This is a genomic window from Mycobacterium sp. smrl_JER01 (genome assembly GCF_048513595.2).
In the GTDB taxonomy this organism is placed as follows: domain Bacteria; phylum Actinomycetota; class Actinomycetes; order Mycobacteriales; family Mycobacteriaceae; genus Mycobacterium.
In genome coordinates this window covers 214852-228742 of the sequence record NZ_JBLXXK020000001.1, presented here as the reverse complement: position 1 = coordinate 228742, position 13891 = coordinate 214852, and the positions used below count along the sequence as shown (strand labels likewise).

Annotated in this window: 14 protein-coding genes and 1 pseudogene; 4 read left to right on the top strand and 11 right to left on the bottom strand. The window is 69.1% G+C overall.

Annotated elements, in window-relative coordinates; translation table 11 throughout:
- Window positions 1-12: 12 nt before the first annotated feature.
- The 5 genes and pseudogenes from ACNUDN_RS01150 to ACNUDN_RS01130 form a co-directional block, all read right to left on the bottom strand.
- A complete protein-coding gene (locus tag ACNUDN_RS01150) occupies window positions 13-2586 on the bottom strand; it encodes a diguanylate cyclase domain-containing protein (protein WP_419120235.1) in 2574 nt (857 codons plus the stop codon).
- A 152-nt stretch (window positions 2587-2738) separates the two neighbouring features.
- Window positions 2739-2897 (bottom strand): annotated as a pseudogene (locus ACNUDN_RS01145) (SRPBCC family protein); the annotation flags it as partial.
- Between the two features lie 3 nt (window positions 2898-2900).
- Window positions 2901-3293 (bottom strand): SRPBCC family protein, encoded by a 393-nt coding sequence (locus ACNUDN_RS01140; RefSeq protein WP_419120234.1) that lies wholly within the window; start codon window positions 3291-3293, stop codon window positions 2901-2903.
- 14 nt (window positions 3294-3307) lie between these two features.
- Complete coding sequence (locus ACNUDN_RS01135; protein WP_419124960.1) at window positions 3308-4096, bottom strand: DAPG hydrolase family protein; 789 nt, start codon at window positions 4094-4096, stop codon at window positions 3308-3310.
- Window positions 4093-5427, bottom strand: coding sequence for an FAD-binding oxidoreductase (locus ACNUDN_RS01130; RefSeq protein WP_419120233.1), 1335 nt, complete (start codon window positions 5425-5427; stop codon window positions 4093-4095). Before ACNUDN_RS01130 ends, ACNUDN_RS01135 begins: the two co-directional genes overlap by 4 nt.
- 67 nt (window positions 5428-5494) lie before the next feature.
- On the opposite strand from ACNUDN_RS01130, the gene ACNUDN_RS01125 reads away from it, so the two are divergent.
- Window positions 5495-6226, top strand: coding sequence for an IclR family transcriptional regulator (locus ACNUDN_RS01125; RefSeq protein ID WP_419120232.1), 732 nt, complete (start codon window positions 5495-5497; stop codon window positions 6224-6226).
- 44 nt (window positions 6227-6270) lie between these two features.
- Here ACNUDN_RS01125 and ACNUDN_RS01120 read toward each other — a convergent pair whose 3' ends face one another.
- From ACNUDN_RS01120 to ACNUDN_RS01100, 5 genes are all read right to left on the bottom strand, one after another.
- Entirely contained in the window at window positions 6271-6933 is a 663-nt protein-coding gene (locus ACNUDN_RS01120; protein WP_419120231.1) for an O-methyltransferase, read from the bottom strand.
- 42 nt (window positions 6934-6975) lie between these two features.
- On the bottom strand, window positions 6976-7467 hold the full coding sequence (locus ACNUDN_RS01115; protein WP_419120230.1) for a TIGR04338 family metallohydrolase: 492 nt from the start codon (window positions 7465-7467) through the stop codon (window positions 6976-6978).
- Complete coding sequence (locus tag ACNUDN_RS01110) at window positions 7464-8216, bottom strand: DUF2786 domain-containing protein (RefSeq protein WP_419120229.1); 753 nt, start codon at window positions 8214-8216, stop codon at window positions 7464-7466. Before ACNUDN_RS01110 ends, ACNUDN_RS01115 begins: the two co-directional genes overlap by 4 nt.
- Before the next feature lie 84 nt (window positions 8217-8300).
- Complete coding sequence (locus tag ACNUDN_RS01105) at window positions 8301-9302, bottom strand: alpha/beta hydrolase family protein (RefSeq protein WP_431959180.1); 1002 nt, start codon at window positions 9300-9302, stop codon at window positions 8301-8303.
- Window positions 9299-10138, bottom strand: a complete 840-nt coding sequence (locus tag ACNUDN_RS01100; RefSeq protein WP_419120228.1) for an alpha/beta hydrolase — start codon at window positions 10136-10138, stop codon at window positions 9299-9301. Before ACNUDN_RS01100 ends, ACNUDN_RS01105 begins: the two co-directional genes overlap by 4 nt.
- An 85-nt stretch (window positions 10139-10223) precedes the next feature.
- Here ACNUDN_RS01100 and ACNUDN_RS01095 point away from each other — a divergent pair, with 85 nt between their 5' ends.
- Complete coding sequence (locus tag ACNUDN_RS01095; protein WP_419120227.1) at window positions 10224-11246, top strand: sigma-70 family RNA polymerase sigma factor; 1023 nt, start codon at window positions 10224-10226, stop codon at window positions 11244-11246.
- On the opposite strand, the gene ACNUDN_RS01090 is transcribed toward ACNUDN_RS01095, so the two are convergent.
- Window positions 11243-11698 carry a MarR family winged helix-turn-helix transcriptional regulator gene (locus ACNUDN_RS01090; protein ID WP_419120226.1) on the bottom strand — a complete coding sequence of 152 codons (456 nt, stop codon included), beginning with the start codon at window positions 11696-11698 and terminating at the stop codon, window positions 11243-11245. The two genes, ACNUDN_RS01095 and ACNUDN_RS01090, sit on opposite strands and share 4 nt — an antisense overlap.
- Before the next feature lie 99 nt (window positions 11699-11797).
- On the opposite strand from ACNUDN_RS01090, the gene ACNUDN_RS01085 reads away from it, so the two are divergent.
- Window positions 11798-12565: a pirin family protein gene (locus tag ACNUDN_RS01085; protein ID WP_419120225.1), complete on the top strand. Its 768-nt coding sequence runs from the start codon at window positions 11798-11800 to the stop codon at window positions 12563-12565.
- A complete protein-coding gene (locus tag ACNUDN_RS01080) occupies window positions 12543-13883 on the top strand; it encodes a PQQ-dependent sugar dehydrogenase (RefSeq protein ID WP_419120224.1) in 1341 nt (446 codons plus the stop codon). The genes ACNUDN_RS01085 and ACNUDN_RS01080 overlap by 23 nt, the downstream gene beginning before the upstream one ends.
- Window positions 13884-13891: the final 8 nt, after the last annotated feature.

The following is a 13891-nucleotide window of genomic DNA, read 5'->3' as shown; positions in this document are numbered from 1 at the left end:
CCTCGGCCGCTGTCACGCCAACGGGGCGACGCCACCACCCAGAAGTTCCGGCGTGTCGGACACGTTCTCGGGATCGCCCATCGTGACACAGTCCTTGCCGTTGCGTTTGGCCCGGTACATCAGCCGGTCCGCACGGCGCAGCAGCGTCTCGGCGGTGCAGCCCGGGCCGGAGGTCACCACACCGGCACTCACCGAGAGGTGGTCGTAACTCCCACCGCCCGTCAGCAGCACAGGACGACGGACCTCGGCGCGGATGCGTTCGGCCAGGTGCTGCAGTCGGTCGGGGTCGGACACACCCGGGCAGAGCACCGCGAACTCGTCACCGCCGAGCCGGGCAACCGTGTCCGTCGGCCGAATCGCCGACTCGATACGCCGGGTGACGACGGTGAGCACTGCGTCGCCCTCCGCATGGCCCCAGGTGTCGTTGACCGCTTTGAAACCGTCGAGATCGAGGAAGATCACACCGACACCGTCGGACTGTCCGTTCGCAGCCCTGGCCAACGCGTGTTCGATGCGGTCGGTGAACAGGGCCCGGTTGGCCAGCCCGGTCAGCGGGTCGTGTGACGCGAGATACTGCAGTTCGGCCTCCACCCGCTTTCGGGTGGTGATGTCTTCGACCAGGCAGATTCCGTAGGGCTCGGACCCCTGGGGCGCGATGACCGAGGCCGAGACCGCGCCCCAGACCCTGACCCCGTCCGCCCGGAGGAACGGGGTCTCGGCCTCGAACCGCTCGGCGGGCCGCAGCCTCAGGATCTGGTCCAGTCCGACCGTCCCCGGGTGAGTTCCCTGCGGGCTGAGATCGGCGACCGTCATGTCCAGCACCTCGCCCGTCGAGCGGCCGAGCAGATCCGCCATGGCCTGATTGCACCGCGTGATCCGACCGAAACCCGGAGCACCCACCCCGAACAGGAACATGCCCATCGGGGCGGTGTCGAAAGCCAGCCGGAAGCGCTCCTCGCTTTCGGACAGCGCGTGCTCGGCCTCTTTTCGCTCGGTGATATCCGTTGCGACACAGATATATCCGGCGCAGGTACCGTCGTCGGCGGCCATCCGGGACACCGCGAGGCTGACCGCGGCACGGGTGCCGTCGCGCCGTCGGTAGGTCCACTCACCCACCTCGGCGGACTCCGGCGTCACGTTGTGCACCAGGACCGGGAAGCCGGCCGGGATTCCCAGCGCGGCGGCTCGCGCACACAACTCCGGATAATCGTGGAGGTCCACCGGTGTGCGGCCGAGCATCTCGGCCTCGGTCCAACCCAGCAGCCGTTCAGCGCCGTGGTTGAACAGGGTGATCCGGCCCGTCGGGTCGGTGCCGATGATGGCCTGCTCGGATGCCGCCCGCAAGACCCCGGCGAACAGATCCCGCGCGTCGCGCAGCGCGCGGGCGTTCGCGCGTTCCTCGGTGACGTCGCGGAACGCCATGACGGTCAGCGGTGAGGTCTGCGGGAGTGGGGCTGTGGTCAGCTCGACGACATGGGCGTCCTCGGCTTCGATGACAATATCGCGCAGTCCGGCGAGGCCGGCGGCCTCGCCGGATCGCGCGTCGGTGTGCCCCGACGCGGCCGAGACCACCTCGTCGACCAGTCCGGAAGCTGCCGCCCGGGCGTTCTGCAGAACCACCTCGTCGCTGGAACCGACCAGGATCACGCCGTCGTGGATGTTGTCGAGGACCGCGCCCAGCAGTTCGGCGTTCTGGTCGGCGCGGTCGCGAGCGCTTTCGAGTTCCGCGATGAGGCGAACACGGGAGTCGCGGTACAGCGACAGGGTCAGCACGACCAGGCCCAGGCTGCCGACCATGGCCTGCGACAGCAGCGCCCGCGCTTGAACGTCGGGGACGATCAGGGGTCCGCGACCCATCAGGGTGGCGAAGACGATCCACGTGCCCGCGCCGGTGAGGAACAGCGTGCTCGCGGTGGTGCTGTAGCGCAGGGCCACCCACATCGCCGGAACCAGCACCACGTAGGCCATCGGCAGACCGGTGCTCGCCCAGAACGCCCAGAAGAAGACCGCCACCAACCCGGCCCCCACCAGCAGAACCTCGATGACGGTGGCTGCCGACATGCGGGGCGGTGTCCAGGTGGCGTCACGCATCCGCAGCCAGATCGACACCCCGACCAGCACCGAGGTTCCGTTGCGCACCGCGAAGAGCGCGAACGTATCCCAGACCGGCGACCCGTTCACCACCACGAAGTACGCGGTCGCCAGAACCGCCGCGCCGGTTGTCGCGACGGTCACCGCGGCGACCAGACGGGCCAGATCAGCCGGGTCGCGAAGCACCACCTGATCGCGTCGATAGGCCAGCAGCTCCACCGTGACCACCGAGAGCACCACGTTGACGAGGACGAACCATCCCGCCAGCGGGGGTGCGGCACCGGTGGCGATGTTCGACGTATAGGCCACGACCGCCAGCAGCGCCAGGTGCAGAGCGCGTTCCCGGGGGCCCCGATCACGAACCGCGAGCAACCAGATGACACCCACCGCGGCGGCCGGCCACACCATCGAGACCTCGCCGCCGCCCAGCCGAGTGGCCCGCCCGGCGAACACAGCCAACGCGTAGAACAGCGGAAACACCAGGAAGTACGTCACAGAGCGTAGAGTCCGATCCACCGCACCCCCAGTTCGGCCGCAAGTTCAAGATCAGGATGCAGCGAAGGGTAAAGGTTGGGCGTCGAACGTCAAAACTGGTGACTTTCTACCCCACAATGTCATGACCCGCCGGCGCGGATCCCGGGGTTACGTCACTGACGCTTGAGCTCTCCCACCCGCTGGCGCAGACCTTCGGTGGCGGTGTCCACCGACCCCTTGGCGCCCTTCTTGACCAGAAAACCGGGCAGCGGCACTGTGGGGTCGACGGTCAGCTCGAACCGCACCCGGGTCCTTTCCCCTTCCGGACCGAGCTGTTAGCCGCTTCGAAACTGGGCCGACATGGTTTCGATTCGGCGCAGCGCGATCGCCAGCACCGGCAGGTATCCCGGTGCCCACACCGGTGCGCTCATCCAGACGGTACTGCCGTGTTCCCGCGGCCGGACACCGTGCCGGGTGGCCGGCACCCCGGCGACTCGCCAGCCCCAGCAGCGGCCCTGCTCCAGTTCGGTGATCACGAACGGCAACGCAACCCCGACCGGCGTCCACACCCGTCCGGACGCGCCCAACTCGAACGCGCTGCCGTCGATCTCGGCCCGCGACACCGTCGGGCCCCACCGCGGCCACGCCTCAAGATCGGTCAACACCCGCCACACCGAGTCCGCCGAAGAGCCGACATCCCTGCTGACCGTCCACATGTCGCGGGGCATACCCCGCCGCCCCGTCAACCGAACCTGGCATGCAGCGCGGGTAGAAACTCGGCCAGATGGTTCATCTCCTGGGCACAGTGCACCAGCAGATCCCGCGGGTCCGGCAGCTGACGCGCAGCCACCGGCCGAACCACTGTGTTGGCCAACAGGTTTCCGTGCCGGACCGCCACGTAGGGGCCCCCCATCCAGAATCGGGACCGCATCTCGGCACCGGCCGGCGTGCTGCGCACGTGGTGCACGAACCAGCCGATGTCGACCGGCGCCTCCGAGGAACCCAGCCGCGCACACACCGCGACCGAGTCGCCGGGGTTGACGTCCAGACCCATCGCCGCCGGATCGATGAAGCGGATCGCGGCCTTCGCGTATGCCGACCCGAGGTACTCCTCGATGAGCGAGATCCGGCCGACGTAATCCCCGTCGCCATCCCCGTCGCCACCGCCGTCGGCCCACCGCGCCGATGCGTGCGCCCGCGGATGCCACAGCTTGTAGCGGCGGGTGTCGCTGCCGTGCCAGCCGAACCACCAGTCCCACATCTGCGGGGTGACACCGGGCATGTCGGTGCGCACCGACACCTGGAACGCCCCGTTGGCCAGCCTGCCGTAGCCGTTCTCCGTCGCGTGGTAGCCGTCGTCGAGAAGGGTTGCGGCGCTGTCCAATCGGAGGAGCAACGGTTCGGCCTGCGGACCGTGGTGCAGTGCGTCGACGACGTGGGCGGGCAGCGCGGCCATCTGCGGGTCGAAGAATTCGCCGAACTCGGTGTCACCGTCGTCGCCTCGGTACCCGAGGTAGGCGCGCGCCATCAGGCCCTTCCCATCCAGCTGTGGAAGCGGCCCCGCGGATCGTACTCGGCGCGGACGCGATCCAGCCTGGCCATCGCCTCGGGGGTGGCGAACGGTGCGGCACGGCGGCCGAGGTTCTCGTCGGCCAGTTGGATGCCGGTCTGCAGATGTTCCAGCGCCGCCATGTTGGATCGCGCCCAGTCGCCGTACTTCTCGTCGTCGGCGGCGTCGTGCCACACTCCGTAGAGGGCGAGGTAGATCTCATCCTCCATGCTGTAGGCCATGTCCTGCCGCTGTGGTGACGGCCCCCAGTTCAGCCATAGGAAATGGGCAGGATGCGGGGGCATCGTCTCGAGGATGCGGGCGATGCCCGGCATCAGCTCGTCCGCGGACGCCGAGGTCCACATGTTGTCGGTGGCGTAGCGATATCCGGTGGGGTAATTGCTCATCACCCCCGCGTACCAGGTGTCCAGATCGGTGGGCGCATACGGCACCGCGACAAGGGCGCGGTCGCGCACCGGGCAGGTCTCCAGCAGCGCCAAGGCGTCGATCGCCTCCTGCTCGGTCTCGGCGAACACCGGTGAGGCCATCACGATGCCCGGGGAGTCCAGACCCGCACCCGGGACCGCACGCGAGGCGACCATCTGGAATTCCACCCGCCGGTCCACCTCGGCGCTGATCGACCGTGCCCACGGGTAGATCTGCTCGGCCAGCTCGATCGGATACACGTACAGGCTGCTGCCACAGACCCGCGGGCGCCGGTGCAGCTGGAGATGGAACGCCGTGACGACTGCGAAGAAACCCGGACCCGAACCCCTTGCCGCCCAATACAGATCGGCATGGTTGTCGCCGTCGATGTAGATCTGTTCCCCGGCGGCGGTGACGACGTCCAGACCGAGCACGCTTTCACATGCCGGGCCGAGCACCCGGCTGTTCCATCCGTACCCGCCCTGCAGCAGGTAGCCACCGATACACACGCCCTTGCAGTGCCCGGCCGGGAAAAACAGGTCCTGCTCCCACAGCCGGCCCGCCAGCACACTGCCCCCCACACCGGGCCCCGCCACGGCGGTCCCGGTGTCGGCGTCGATCTCGCACCGGTCCAGACCGCGGACATCGAGCAGGACGCCGCCGTCGCGAATGTGGTTACCCGCCCAGCTATGCCCGCCCGACCGGATTCCGATCTGCAGATCGTGGGCCGCGGCGTACTTCACGGTGGTGACGACATCGTCGGCGTCGACGGCCTGCACCACGAGGTCGGGGTAGCGCCCGGGGGTGCGCGCGTTCCATACCGTCATGGCGCGCGCCTGTTCGTATCCGTCGTCGCCTCGGAAGAAGTGCCGGGTGGGAAGATCCATCTCATCCTCCAAGAGATTCGGATATCGGATCTTGTTAGTCCGTTCAGCGGATCAATATAGTGACGTGATGCCAGCCGGGGACCCGAACGGACGAATCGACTCAGCCGACGGCCGCGACGACGGTCTGCAGGTCCTGCGCAGGGCTGCGGCGGCTCTCGACGAGATTGCGACCGCGCCCGGGCAGCTCCGTCTGGTCGACTTGGGCAGCAACCTCGGATTGGCCAAGTCGACGGCGCGCAGGCTGCTGGTGGCCCTCGTCGACGTGGGCTTCGCTGCGGCCGACGACGGCGGCCGGTACCACCTGGGTGACCGTCTATTGGGGCTGACCAGCGCCGACGGGTCGACGATGGCGGCCCGGCTGCGGCCGGTGATCGAACGGGTAGCGCTGGCCACCGGCGAGACCGTGGACCTGTCGGTGCAGCGCGGACGCCACATGTGGTTCGTGGACCAAATCGAGTCGGCCCACCGGCTCCGCGCCGTCTCCGCCGTGGGCGCACGGTTCCCCCTGCACGGCACCGCGAACGGCAAGGCGGCGCTGGCCCTGATGGGGGACGACGCCATTCCTGCCGGCCTGCTGGACGAGATCACCGAGGTGCGCCGCAGCGGGATCGCCTACGACCGTGACGAACACACCGCGGGGATCTCGGCGGCGGGAATCGCCGGCCGGTTCCCCGGCGGGCACGTCGTCGCGATCTCGGTGCCCGCACCGACCGAGCGGTTTCTCGCCCAGGAATCCACGATCGTCGCCGCACTGCGTGCCGCCGCGGCGGACCCGCTGTGGACCGACGTGGCTAGTTGACGTGGCTAGTTGACGTGGCTAGTTGACGAGGCTAGCTGACGTGGCTAGTTGACGAGGGCCACGGCGAAACCATCCCAACCCTTGGCGCCGACGGTCTGGATCGCCGCCGAGTCCAGCCGGGAGTCGGCGCCCATCATGTCGAACATCGCGCGAACCGCCTGGGCCTGCCGATCGTCGGGCGCGGGATCGAGCACGCGCCCGTTGCGGGCGATGTTGTCCACCACCACCACGGTGCCGGGCCGCCCCAGGGTGATGGCCCATTCCACATAGGCGACGTTGTTCTCCTTGTCGGCGTCGATGAACACCAGATCGAAGGGTTCGCCGCGCTGTTGCAGGACAGGCAGCGACTCCAACGCCGCCCCGACCATGATCTCGACCCGGTCGCCGACCCCGGCGCGCTCCAGGTTGCGCCGCGCCACCTCGGCATGGGCGGGGTCGTACTCGAGTGTCACGACGGCACCGTCGGCTCCGACCGCGCGGGCCAGTGCGATGGTGCTGTAGCCGGCCAGGGTGCCGATCTCCAGCACATGGCGCGCCCCGGCCATACGCGCCAACAGGGACAGCAGCTTGGCGTGCTGCGCCGACACCTCGATCGCCGGCATTCCCGCTGCCTCAGCGGCCTCTCGGGCCGCCCGCAGGTCGGCGTCCTCGGTGTGGAGCACGCGGGTGAACAGGGCATCCAGCGAAACCCAATCGGGCGCAGTCACACATCGACCGTACTCCCGGACCGGCCGCTGCGGCCGGCAGACTCAGCGGGCCCCTTCCTTGGCATAGACCACCCGAAGGACGTGCGCGGCCTCGGGGCCCATCACCGCACCCGCAAGTTCACAGAACGTCGCGACGAATTCCGGGCCGTGCGGCGGTTGTGCCTCACTGAGGTGGTGGGCGACCTCGTGCAGGACCACCAGCTCGCGCAGCGCCCAGGAACTTCGATCCTGGGGCACCGCGATGGTGGCGTCGTCGCCGGTGCGTTCATAGTGGGCGGCGGTGGCGCCACGGCGCGGACGCACCCGCAGCGGCCCCGCCGAGGGCCAGTGGTCCCGGACCGCGGGGTGGGACAGCACCCTGTCGACATAGTCCTGCACTGCCTGGGCCGACGAGAACCGCGCCTCGGGCGGCAACGTCAATCGGGCGCCGAAGAAGTCGACCATCGGGTCGCCGCGCTCGGCGGCCCGGTCGAACATGGTGCGCACGAAGCCCTCGGCGGCATAGACCTTGGCCCGCTGCGCATCCCGGGTCACCTCTCCAGCGCCGACCGTGCCCCCGCCAGCTCGGTCTCCCCGCCCAGCCGGGCGGCCCGACCGGCCCGGTCCCCGGCCCGGCGCGCGGCCGACGAGTAGCCCGCGGTGGCGCTCGTCGCGCGCCACGTGCCCCTTGCCCGCGACGTCTCGCGGTAGTAGTCCTTGAGCTCGATGTCCTTGTTGCGCAACGCTATCGCGGTGCCAGGGCGGCTGGCCGGGCCGCTCGTCGCCTCCCGGTGCGCCTGTTCGCGCGCTTCGGCCAACCGCTGTCCGACCCGGGCGCCGAACGCCAGCTGGAAGTTCAGCCGGGCGGTGATGGCGGGGGTGGGTTTGTGGGCGCCGGAGGCGATGTAGTCCTTGGACGCCCGCACCATCTGCATGACCAGGCTGGTGTAGAGCGCGTGGGTGGCGTCGATGTCCTCGGCGAAACCGTAGGCGTAGACGAACGTCGAGTTCGACGCCACATCGCATGTGACGTCGTTGGCGGCGCCGATGACGACGAACAGCTGCACATAGGTGCGCAACCCCCGGGCACCGGTCTCGCCGATGGTGATGGTGCGCTGCACCGGCGTCTGGGCCTTGGTGCGCCGATCGGCGTGGCTGCGGGCCACCGCCAGGTCGATCGACGTCGAGGTGGCCAGCCGTTGGGCGGCTGCCATGAACGCGTCGGCTTCGTGCGGATTGTCGGTGCCCTCGGCCTGGCGCAGCAGTGCCGCGATGCGGGCCAGCATCTTCTCGTCGGTGGTCATGCCGGAGACATTAAGGATCGGGTGCGACGTTTCACTGGTCTGCAGTATCCCCCATCCCCACAGTTGTTTTCATCCCCAGCCGGCTCACTTGCCGGCGAAGTCGTCCAGCGCGGAGACCAACTGGTCGGACAACGGCGCCTGGTTGGCGTAGTTGGCGATGCTGTCGGTGGGATCGTCGCGCAGCACATGGTTGACGCCGGTGAGCTCGACCACGGTCAGATCCGTGTGCTGCAGGGCCGCGATCAGCGGCCCCATGGCGGCGCAGCGAGCCTGGTTGTCGGAATCCGAGCAGGTGAGCAACACCGGTGTCGCTGCGGGTACCGCGGCGGCGAGTTGCACCGGGTCGACCTGATCCGCGGCGACCACGGCCTCCAGGTTGCCCGGGTTCACGATGGCGTTAAGGCCGTCGGGCAGATCAGTGGGAACGGTGCCGGTGGTCCGGATCTGCTCGACCGCGGCCTGCCAGACCGCCACCGTCTCGGGCGAACCGTCAGCGCGCACCCGGTCGGTGATGATGTCGAGGTAGCGCCCCGGAAGCGGCTGCAGCAGCCCCAGCGAATGCACCGTCGGGGCACCGGGGCCGGCGTCGCCGGCCAGCGTCAGCGCGTGCACGGCGCCCTCCCCCAGCGCGTACACCGAGATCCGCCCGGGATCGGTTTCGGGACGGGCATTCAAGAACCCCAGCGCGGCCCGGGCTCCGCTGGTGTACACCGCGCTGACCACCTGGGTCGGGTTGTCCTGGAACGGGCCCAGCCCGGTCCGCCCGGTTCCGACCTTGTCGTAGCGCAGCGTCGCCACCTCCCGATCGGACAGCAACTCGGCCAACTGGCGCATGTTGCCGATCGGTCCCGCCACCGCGTTGTCGCCGTTGCGGTCGGTGGCTCCGCTCTCCGAGATGAGCAACGCCGCGGGCGCGGGCTCACCCTCCGTCCGGTGCCGGTAGGTGCCGTGCAGGGTCAGCCCGTCGGCCTCGAACCTCACCTCCTCGTCGGTCCAGGTCACCGGTTGCGGTTGCGGCGGCGCCGCAGACGAGCAACCCGCGACCGACAGCACCAACGCGAGAACGACAGCCGCGGCGCGCTTCACAGCTGGGACTCGATCCAGGAGGTGACGTCGTCGAGCACCACGGCTTGCTCGGGTTCGTTGAAGACCTCGTGATACAGGCCGGGGTACACCTTCAGATGCGCGTCGGCCGAACCGACGCAGTCGACGAGTTTGCGGCTGCCTTGCACCGGGATCAGTGTGTCGCTCTCCCCGTGCACCACCAGCAGCGGCGCGGTGAGGGCCGCGGCCCGCGCCGGCATGGTCTCCCCGACTTCGATCAGCGCCTTCCCCACCCCGGCCGGCAGTCTGCCGTGATGGACCAGCGGATCGGCCTCGTAGGCGGCCACCACCTCCGGATCACGGGACACCGCCTCGGCGGGCAGGTTCTCCACGGGCAGTCCCGGGGCCAGTCGGCCGAGCACCTTGGCCAGCAGGAGCTTCGCTGGCGGTACTGCATCCTGGGCATCCACGGCGGGCCCGGACAGCACCATGGCGTGGTAGTCGTCGGGATGTTCGACGCCGTAGCTGAACACGATGCCGCCGCCCATGCTGTGGCCGAGCACGATCAGCTTGAGGGAGGGCTGCTCGGCGCCGGCGATCCTGACCAGAGTGTGGAAGTCCCCGGTGTATTCGGACATGTCGCGCAGATAGACCCGCTTACCGCCGGACCGTCCATGTCCGCGGTGATCCAGCGCGTAGGTGACCAACCCGGCCCGCCCGAACCGGGCGGCGACGTGGTCGTATCGGCGCGCATGCTCGGCATAGCCGTGGGCCAGCACCACCACGCCGCGCGGCGAGGCTTCCGGGGTCCACACGTCATACACGATCCGGATGCCGCCGATGCCGTCGAAACTGCGCTCGGTGCGGTTCACGGTCATGCAGCGAGAGTAGTGGGCGGCGGTTCCGGCGGCTGTCGGGGCAGGTGCGCCGCGGCGTTGCGCCTCCGACGCGGGCGGGCTGAGCGTGTCGGTGGCGGTGCGTAAGCTGCACTTTGTGACTGTCACCGCTGTTGAGGGCAGCAGTGCCGAGGACGCTTTTCTCGCCGACGCGCAGCGCTACCGGCGCGAGTTGCTGGCGCACTGCTACCGGATGACCGGTTCGCTGCACGACGCCGAGGACCTCGTCCAGGAAACCTACTTGCGCGCATGGAAGTCGTACAACGGGTTTCAGGGCAAATCCTCGGTTCGCACCTGGCTGTACCGGATCGCCACCAACACGTGCCTGACGGCACTGGACGGCAACAAGCGCAGGCCCCTGCCGAGCGGCCTGGGGCAGCCGTCCTCGGACCCCACCGGGGAGCTGTCCGAACGTCACGAAGTCAGCTGGCTCGAACCATTGCCCGACGCGCCGCGTGAGGACCCGTCGGATCCGTCGGTGATCGCCGAATCCCGGGAGTCGGTGCGCTTGGCCTTCGTCGCTGCGCTTCAACACCTCTCGCCGCGTCAGCGTGCGGTGCTGGTTTTACGCGAGGTGTTGCAATGGAGGGCCGCCGAGGTCGGGGCGGCGGTCGGCGCGTCCACCGCGGCGGTCAACAGCCTGCTGCAACGCGCCCGTGCTCAGCTCGACGAGATCCAGCCCAGCCGCGACGATCACCCGGTACCACCCGAGTCCCCGGAAGCCGCGGACATGCTCGACAGGTACATCGCCGCGTTCGAGGAATACGACATGGACCGGCTGGTCGAGCTGTTCACCGCCGATGCGGTGTGGGAGATGCCTCCCTTCGACAGCTGGTATCAGGGCCCCGCGGACATCATCACGCTGTCGAAGGTGCACTGTCCGGCGCAGCAGGCCGGCGATATGCGCTTCCTGCGGACCACCGCCAACGGACAACCGGTGGCCGCGCTCTACCTGCGTAACCCCGAGACCGGTGTCCATGAGGCTTTTCAGTTGCACGTGCTCGATCTGCGCAGTTCCGGCATCGTGCACACGGTGGCGTTCATGGATACCAGCCTGTTCGCGAAGTTCGGGCTGCCCGCCACGCTTTAGTCCGCCGGCCGGGCAGTGCCCAGCCGCGCGAGCACCGCTTCGACCGCGGCACCGAACGCCCGCTGGTGGGCCTCGCTGAGTCCATCGAAGACCACGGAGCGCACGAGATCCACGTGCCCGGGCGCGGCGGCGTGCAGCGCTGCGCGCCCTGCCTCGGTCAACCCGACCGTGGCCCCCCGCCGATCGTCGCCGTCCCCCTCGCGGTCGACGAGCCCGCGGCCCCGCATGCGCCGCAACTGGTGCGACAACCGGCTTTGTTCCCAGCCGATCAGCTCGCCGAGTTCATGGATCCGCATCGGGCCACGCTCCGCGAGCGCGACGAGCACGTCGTAGTCCGACAGCGAAAGCTCGCAGTCCTGTTGCAGCTGGCGATGCATGGCCGTGTGCAACCGGCTGACCATCGCGAGGTAGTTGCGCCAGATCCGCTGTTGCTCGTCGTTGAGCCACTCCATGGAACCACCCTAGACGCGGAATACATGACACGTCATCAATGTTGTCGGCAGCAGGGCAGCCACCTAGGCTGGCAGGAACTCGTCAAGGAGTGATTCCCCATGACCGGCACCCAGAGCATCGTCGACGTCCGGCGTGCAGACGATCGCGCCAAGACCAAGATCGCGTGGCTGGACTCCAAGCATTCGTTCTCGTTCGGCGGCCATTACGAGCCGGGCAACACCCATCACGGCCTGCTCCTGGTCAACAACGACGACGTCGTCAAGCCCGGCACCGGGTTCGACACCCACCCGCACCGCGATATGGAGATCGTGACGTGGGTGCTGCGCGGCTCGCTCGTACATCAGGATTCGACCGGCCATTCCGGGGTCATCTATCCAGGCCTGGCCCAGCGCATGTCGGCCGGACGGGGGATCCTGCACTCGGAGAAGAACGACTCCTGGACGCTCACCGGCCAGGAGACACACAGCGAGCCGGTACATTTCGTGCAGATGTGGGTGGTCCCCGACGAGTCGGGTACCGACCCGGGCTATCAGCAGCTCGAGATCGACGACGAACTGCTGCGCGGCGGTCTGGTCACGATCGCGTCCGGGATGCCCGCCCACTCCGAGGCCGCCGCCATCACCATCGGTAACCGGTACGCCGCCTTGCACGGCGCTCGACTGGCGCCCGGACAGAGTGTCGAACTGCCCGAAGCGCCCTACCTGCACCTGTTCGTGCCCCGCGGTGAGGTGACCCTGGAAGGTGCCGGCCCGCTGCGCGAGGGGGACGCGGTGCGGTTCACCGCCTCCGGCGGGCAGCGTGTCACCGCCGGCACGGCCGCCGAAATCCTCGTCTGGGAGATGCATGCGGGACTTGCTGCGGCATAAACGAATTCATCAACGAATTGGCGTAGCGCTACTCGGGGTGGCGCTGCTCGCGGGTTGTGCCGGCGAGCCACAAACCGACCCGACGCCCGCCGACACCCCCGCCGCGTCACCGACACCGCCGACCACCGCGGAAACCCCCGGAACCGCAACGCAGGCGGTGACCGTCGAGGTCGACGAGTCCCTGGCCCAGGCCCCGTTCGACCAACCGCGGGAGGCGATCGTCCCGCAGGGTTGGACGATGTCGGTGTGGGCACGCACGTCGCGGCCGCGGCTGGCGGCCTGGACCCCGGACGGCGACCTGCTGGTGTCGGTACCCAGTTCGGGTCGGGTGTTGCGGTTCTCGCCGGGTGACGGTGCCGCACCCGAGGAGTCGGTCCTGCTCGACGGCCTCGACGAGCCGCACGGGTTGGCGTTCGACGGTTCCACCCTGTTTGTGGCCGAGAGCGATCAGGTTGACGCGTACCGATACGCCGAGGGCGCGGCCACCGAACCGCGCACCGTCGCCGGCGGACTGCCGGATGACCGCAGTCCGGATCTGCGCGGCGCCTATTCGCACGTGCTCAAGAGCGTCGCGATCGGCCCCGACGGTGCCGTGTACTTCTCCATCGGTTCGACCGGCAACATCTCCGAGGAGGACCGCACCGCCGACCCGCCCCGGGCGACCATCATGCGGGTGCCACCCGGCGGAGGTCCGGCCGAACCGTTCGCGACCGGGGTGCGTAACGGCACCGGGCTGGCGGTCGCGCCCGATGGTGCGCTCTGGACGGCCAACAACGGCCGCGACAACGTGGCCTTCCCGGAACCGGGCCCGTCCTACGGGCAGGTGATCCCCGAGTACGTGGGAGAACATCCACCCGAACAGATCGCCAAGCTCACCCCCGGTCGCGAACTCGGCTGGCCGTACTGCAATCCCGACGGAGGGCCTGCGGACCTGGCCTACATCCGGGACGTGCAGACCAACCCCGATGGCGCGCAGATGGACTGCGCCGCCTTGCCGCCCGTCGAACAGAGCATGGGCGCCCACTCGGCACCGCTCGGGCTGAGTTTCGTCGACGGCGAGCTGCCCGACCCGTACAGCCGCGGAGCCCTCATCGGGGTGCACGGCTCGTGGAACCGGCAGCCGCCGCGTGCCCCCGAAGTCTCGTTCTACCCCTGGCAGGACGGTGACCTGGGTAACCAGCAGACCCTCGTCGGGGGGTTTCAGGCCGACGACGGATCCAGATGGGGTAGGCCCGTGGCCGCGGTCGCCGGGCCCGACGGCGCCGTCTACATCACCGACGATGCCGCCGACGCGATATACCGCCTGGCCCCTGGCTAGAGCCGCAG

Excerpts from the sequence above, each read along its gene's own strand:
- ACNUDN_RS01140 (WP_419120234.1), bottom strand. The coding sequence starts at position 3,293 with ATGCCCCGCGACATGTGGACGGTCAGCAGGGATGTCGGCTCTTCGGCG.
- ACNUDN_RS01130 (WP_419120233.1), bottom strand. The coding sequence starts at position 5,427 with ATGGATCTTCCCACCCGGCACTTCTTCCGAGGCGACGACGGATACGAA.
- ACNUDN_RS01125 (WP_419120232.1), top strand. The coding sequence starts at position 5,495 with ATGCCAGCCGGGGACCCGAACGGACGAATCGACTCAGCCGACGGCCGC.
- ACNUDN_RS01110 (WP_419120229.1), bottom strand. The coding sequence starts at position 8,216 with ATGACCACCGACGAGAAGATGCTGGCCCGCATCGCGGCACTGCTGCGC.
- ACNUDN_RS01100 (WP_419120228.1), bottom strand. The coding sequence starts at position 10,138 with ATGACCGTGAACCGCACCGAGCGCAGTTTCGACGGCATCGGCGGCATC.
- ACNUDN_RS01090 (WP_419120226.1), bottom strand. The coding sequence starts at position 11,698 with ATGGAGTGGCTCAACGACGAGCAACAGCGGATCTGGCGCAACTACCTC.
- ACNUDN_RS01085 (WP_419120225.1), top strand. The coding sequence starts at position 11,798 with ATGACCGGCACCCAGAGCATCGTCGACGTCCGGCGTGCAGACGATCGC.
- ACNUDN_RS01080 (WP_419120224.1), top strand. The coding sequence starts at position 12,543 with ATGCGGGACTTGCTGCGGCATAAACGAATTCATCAACGAATTGGCGTA.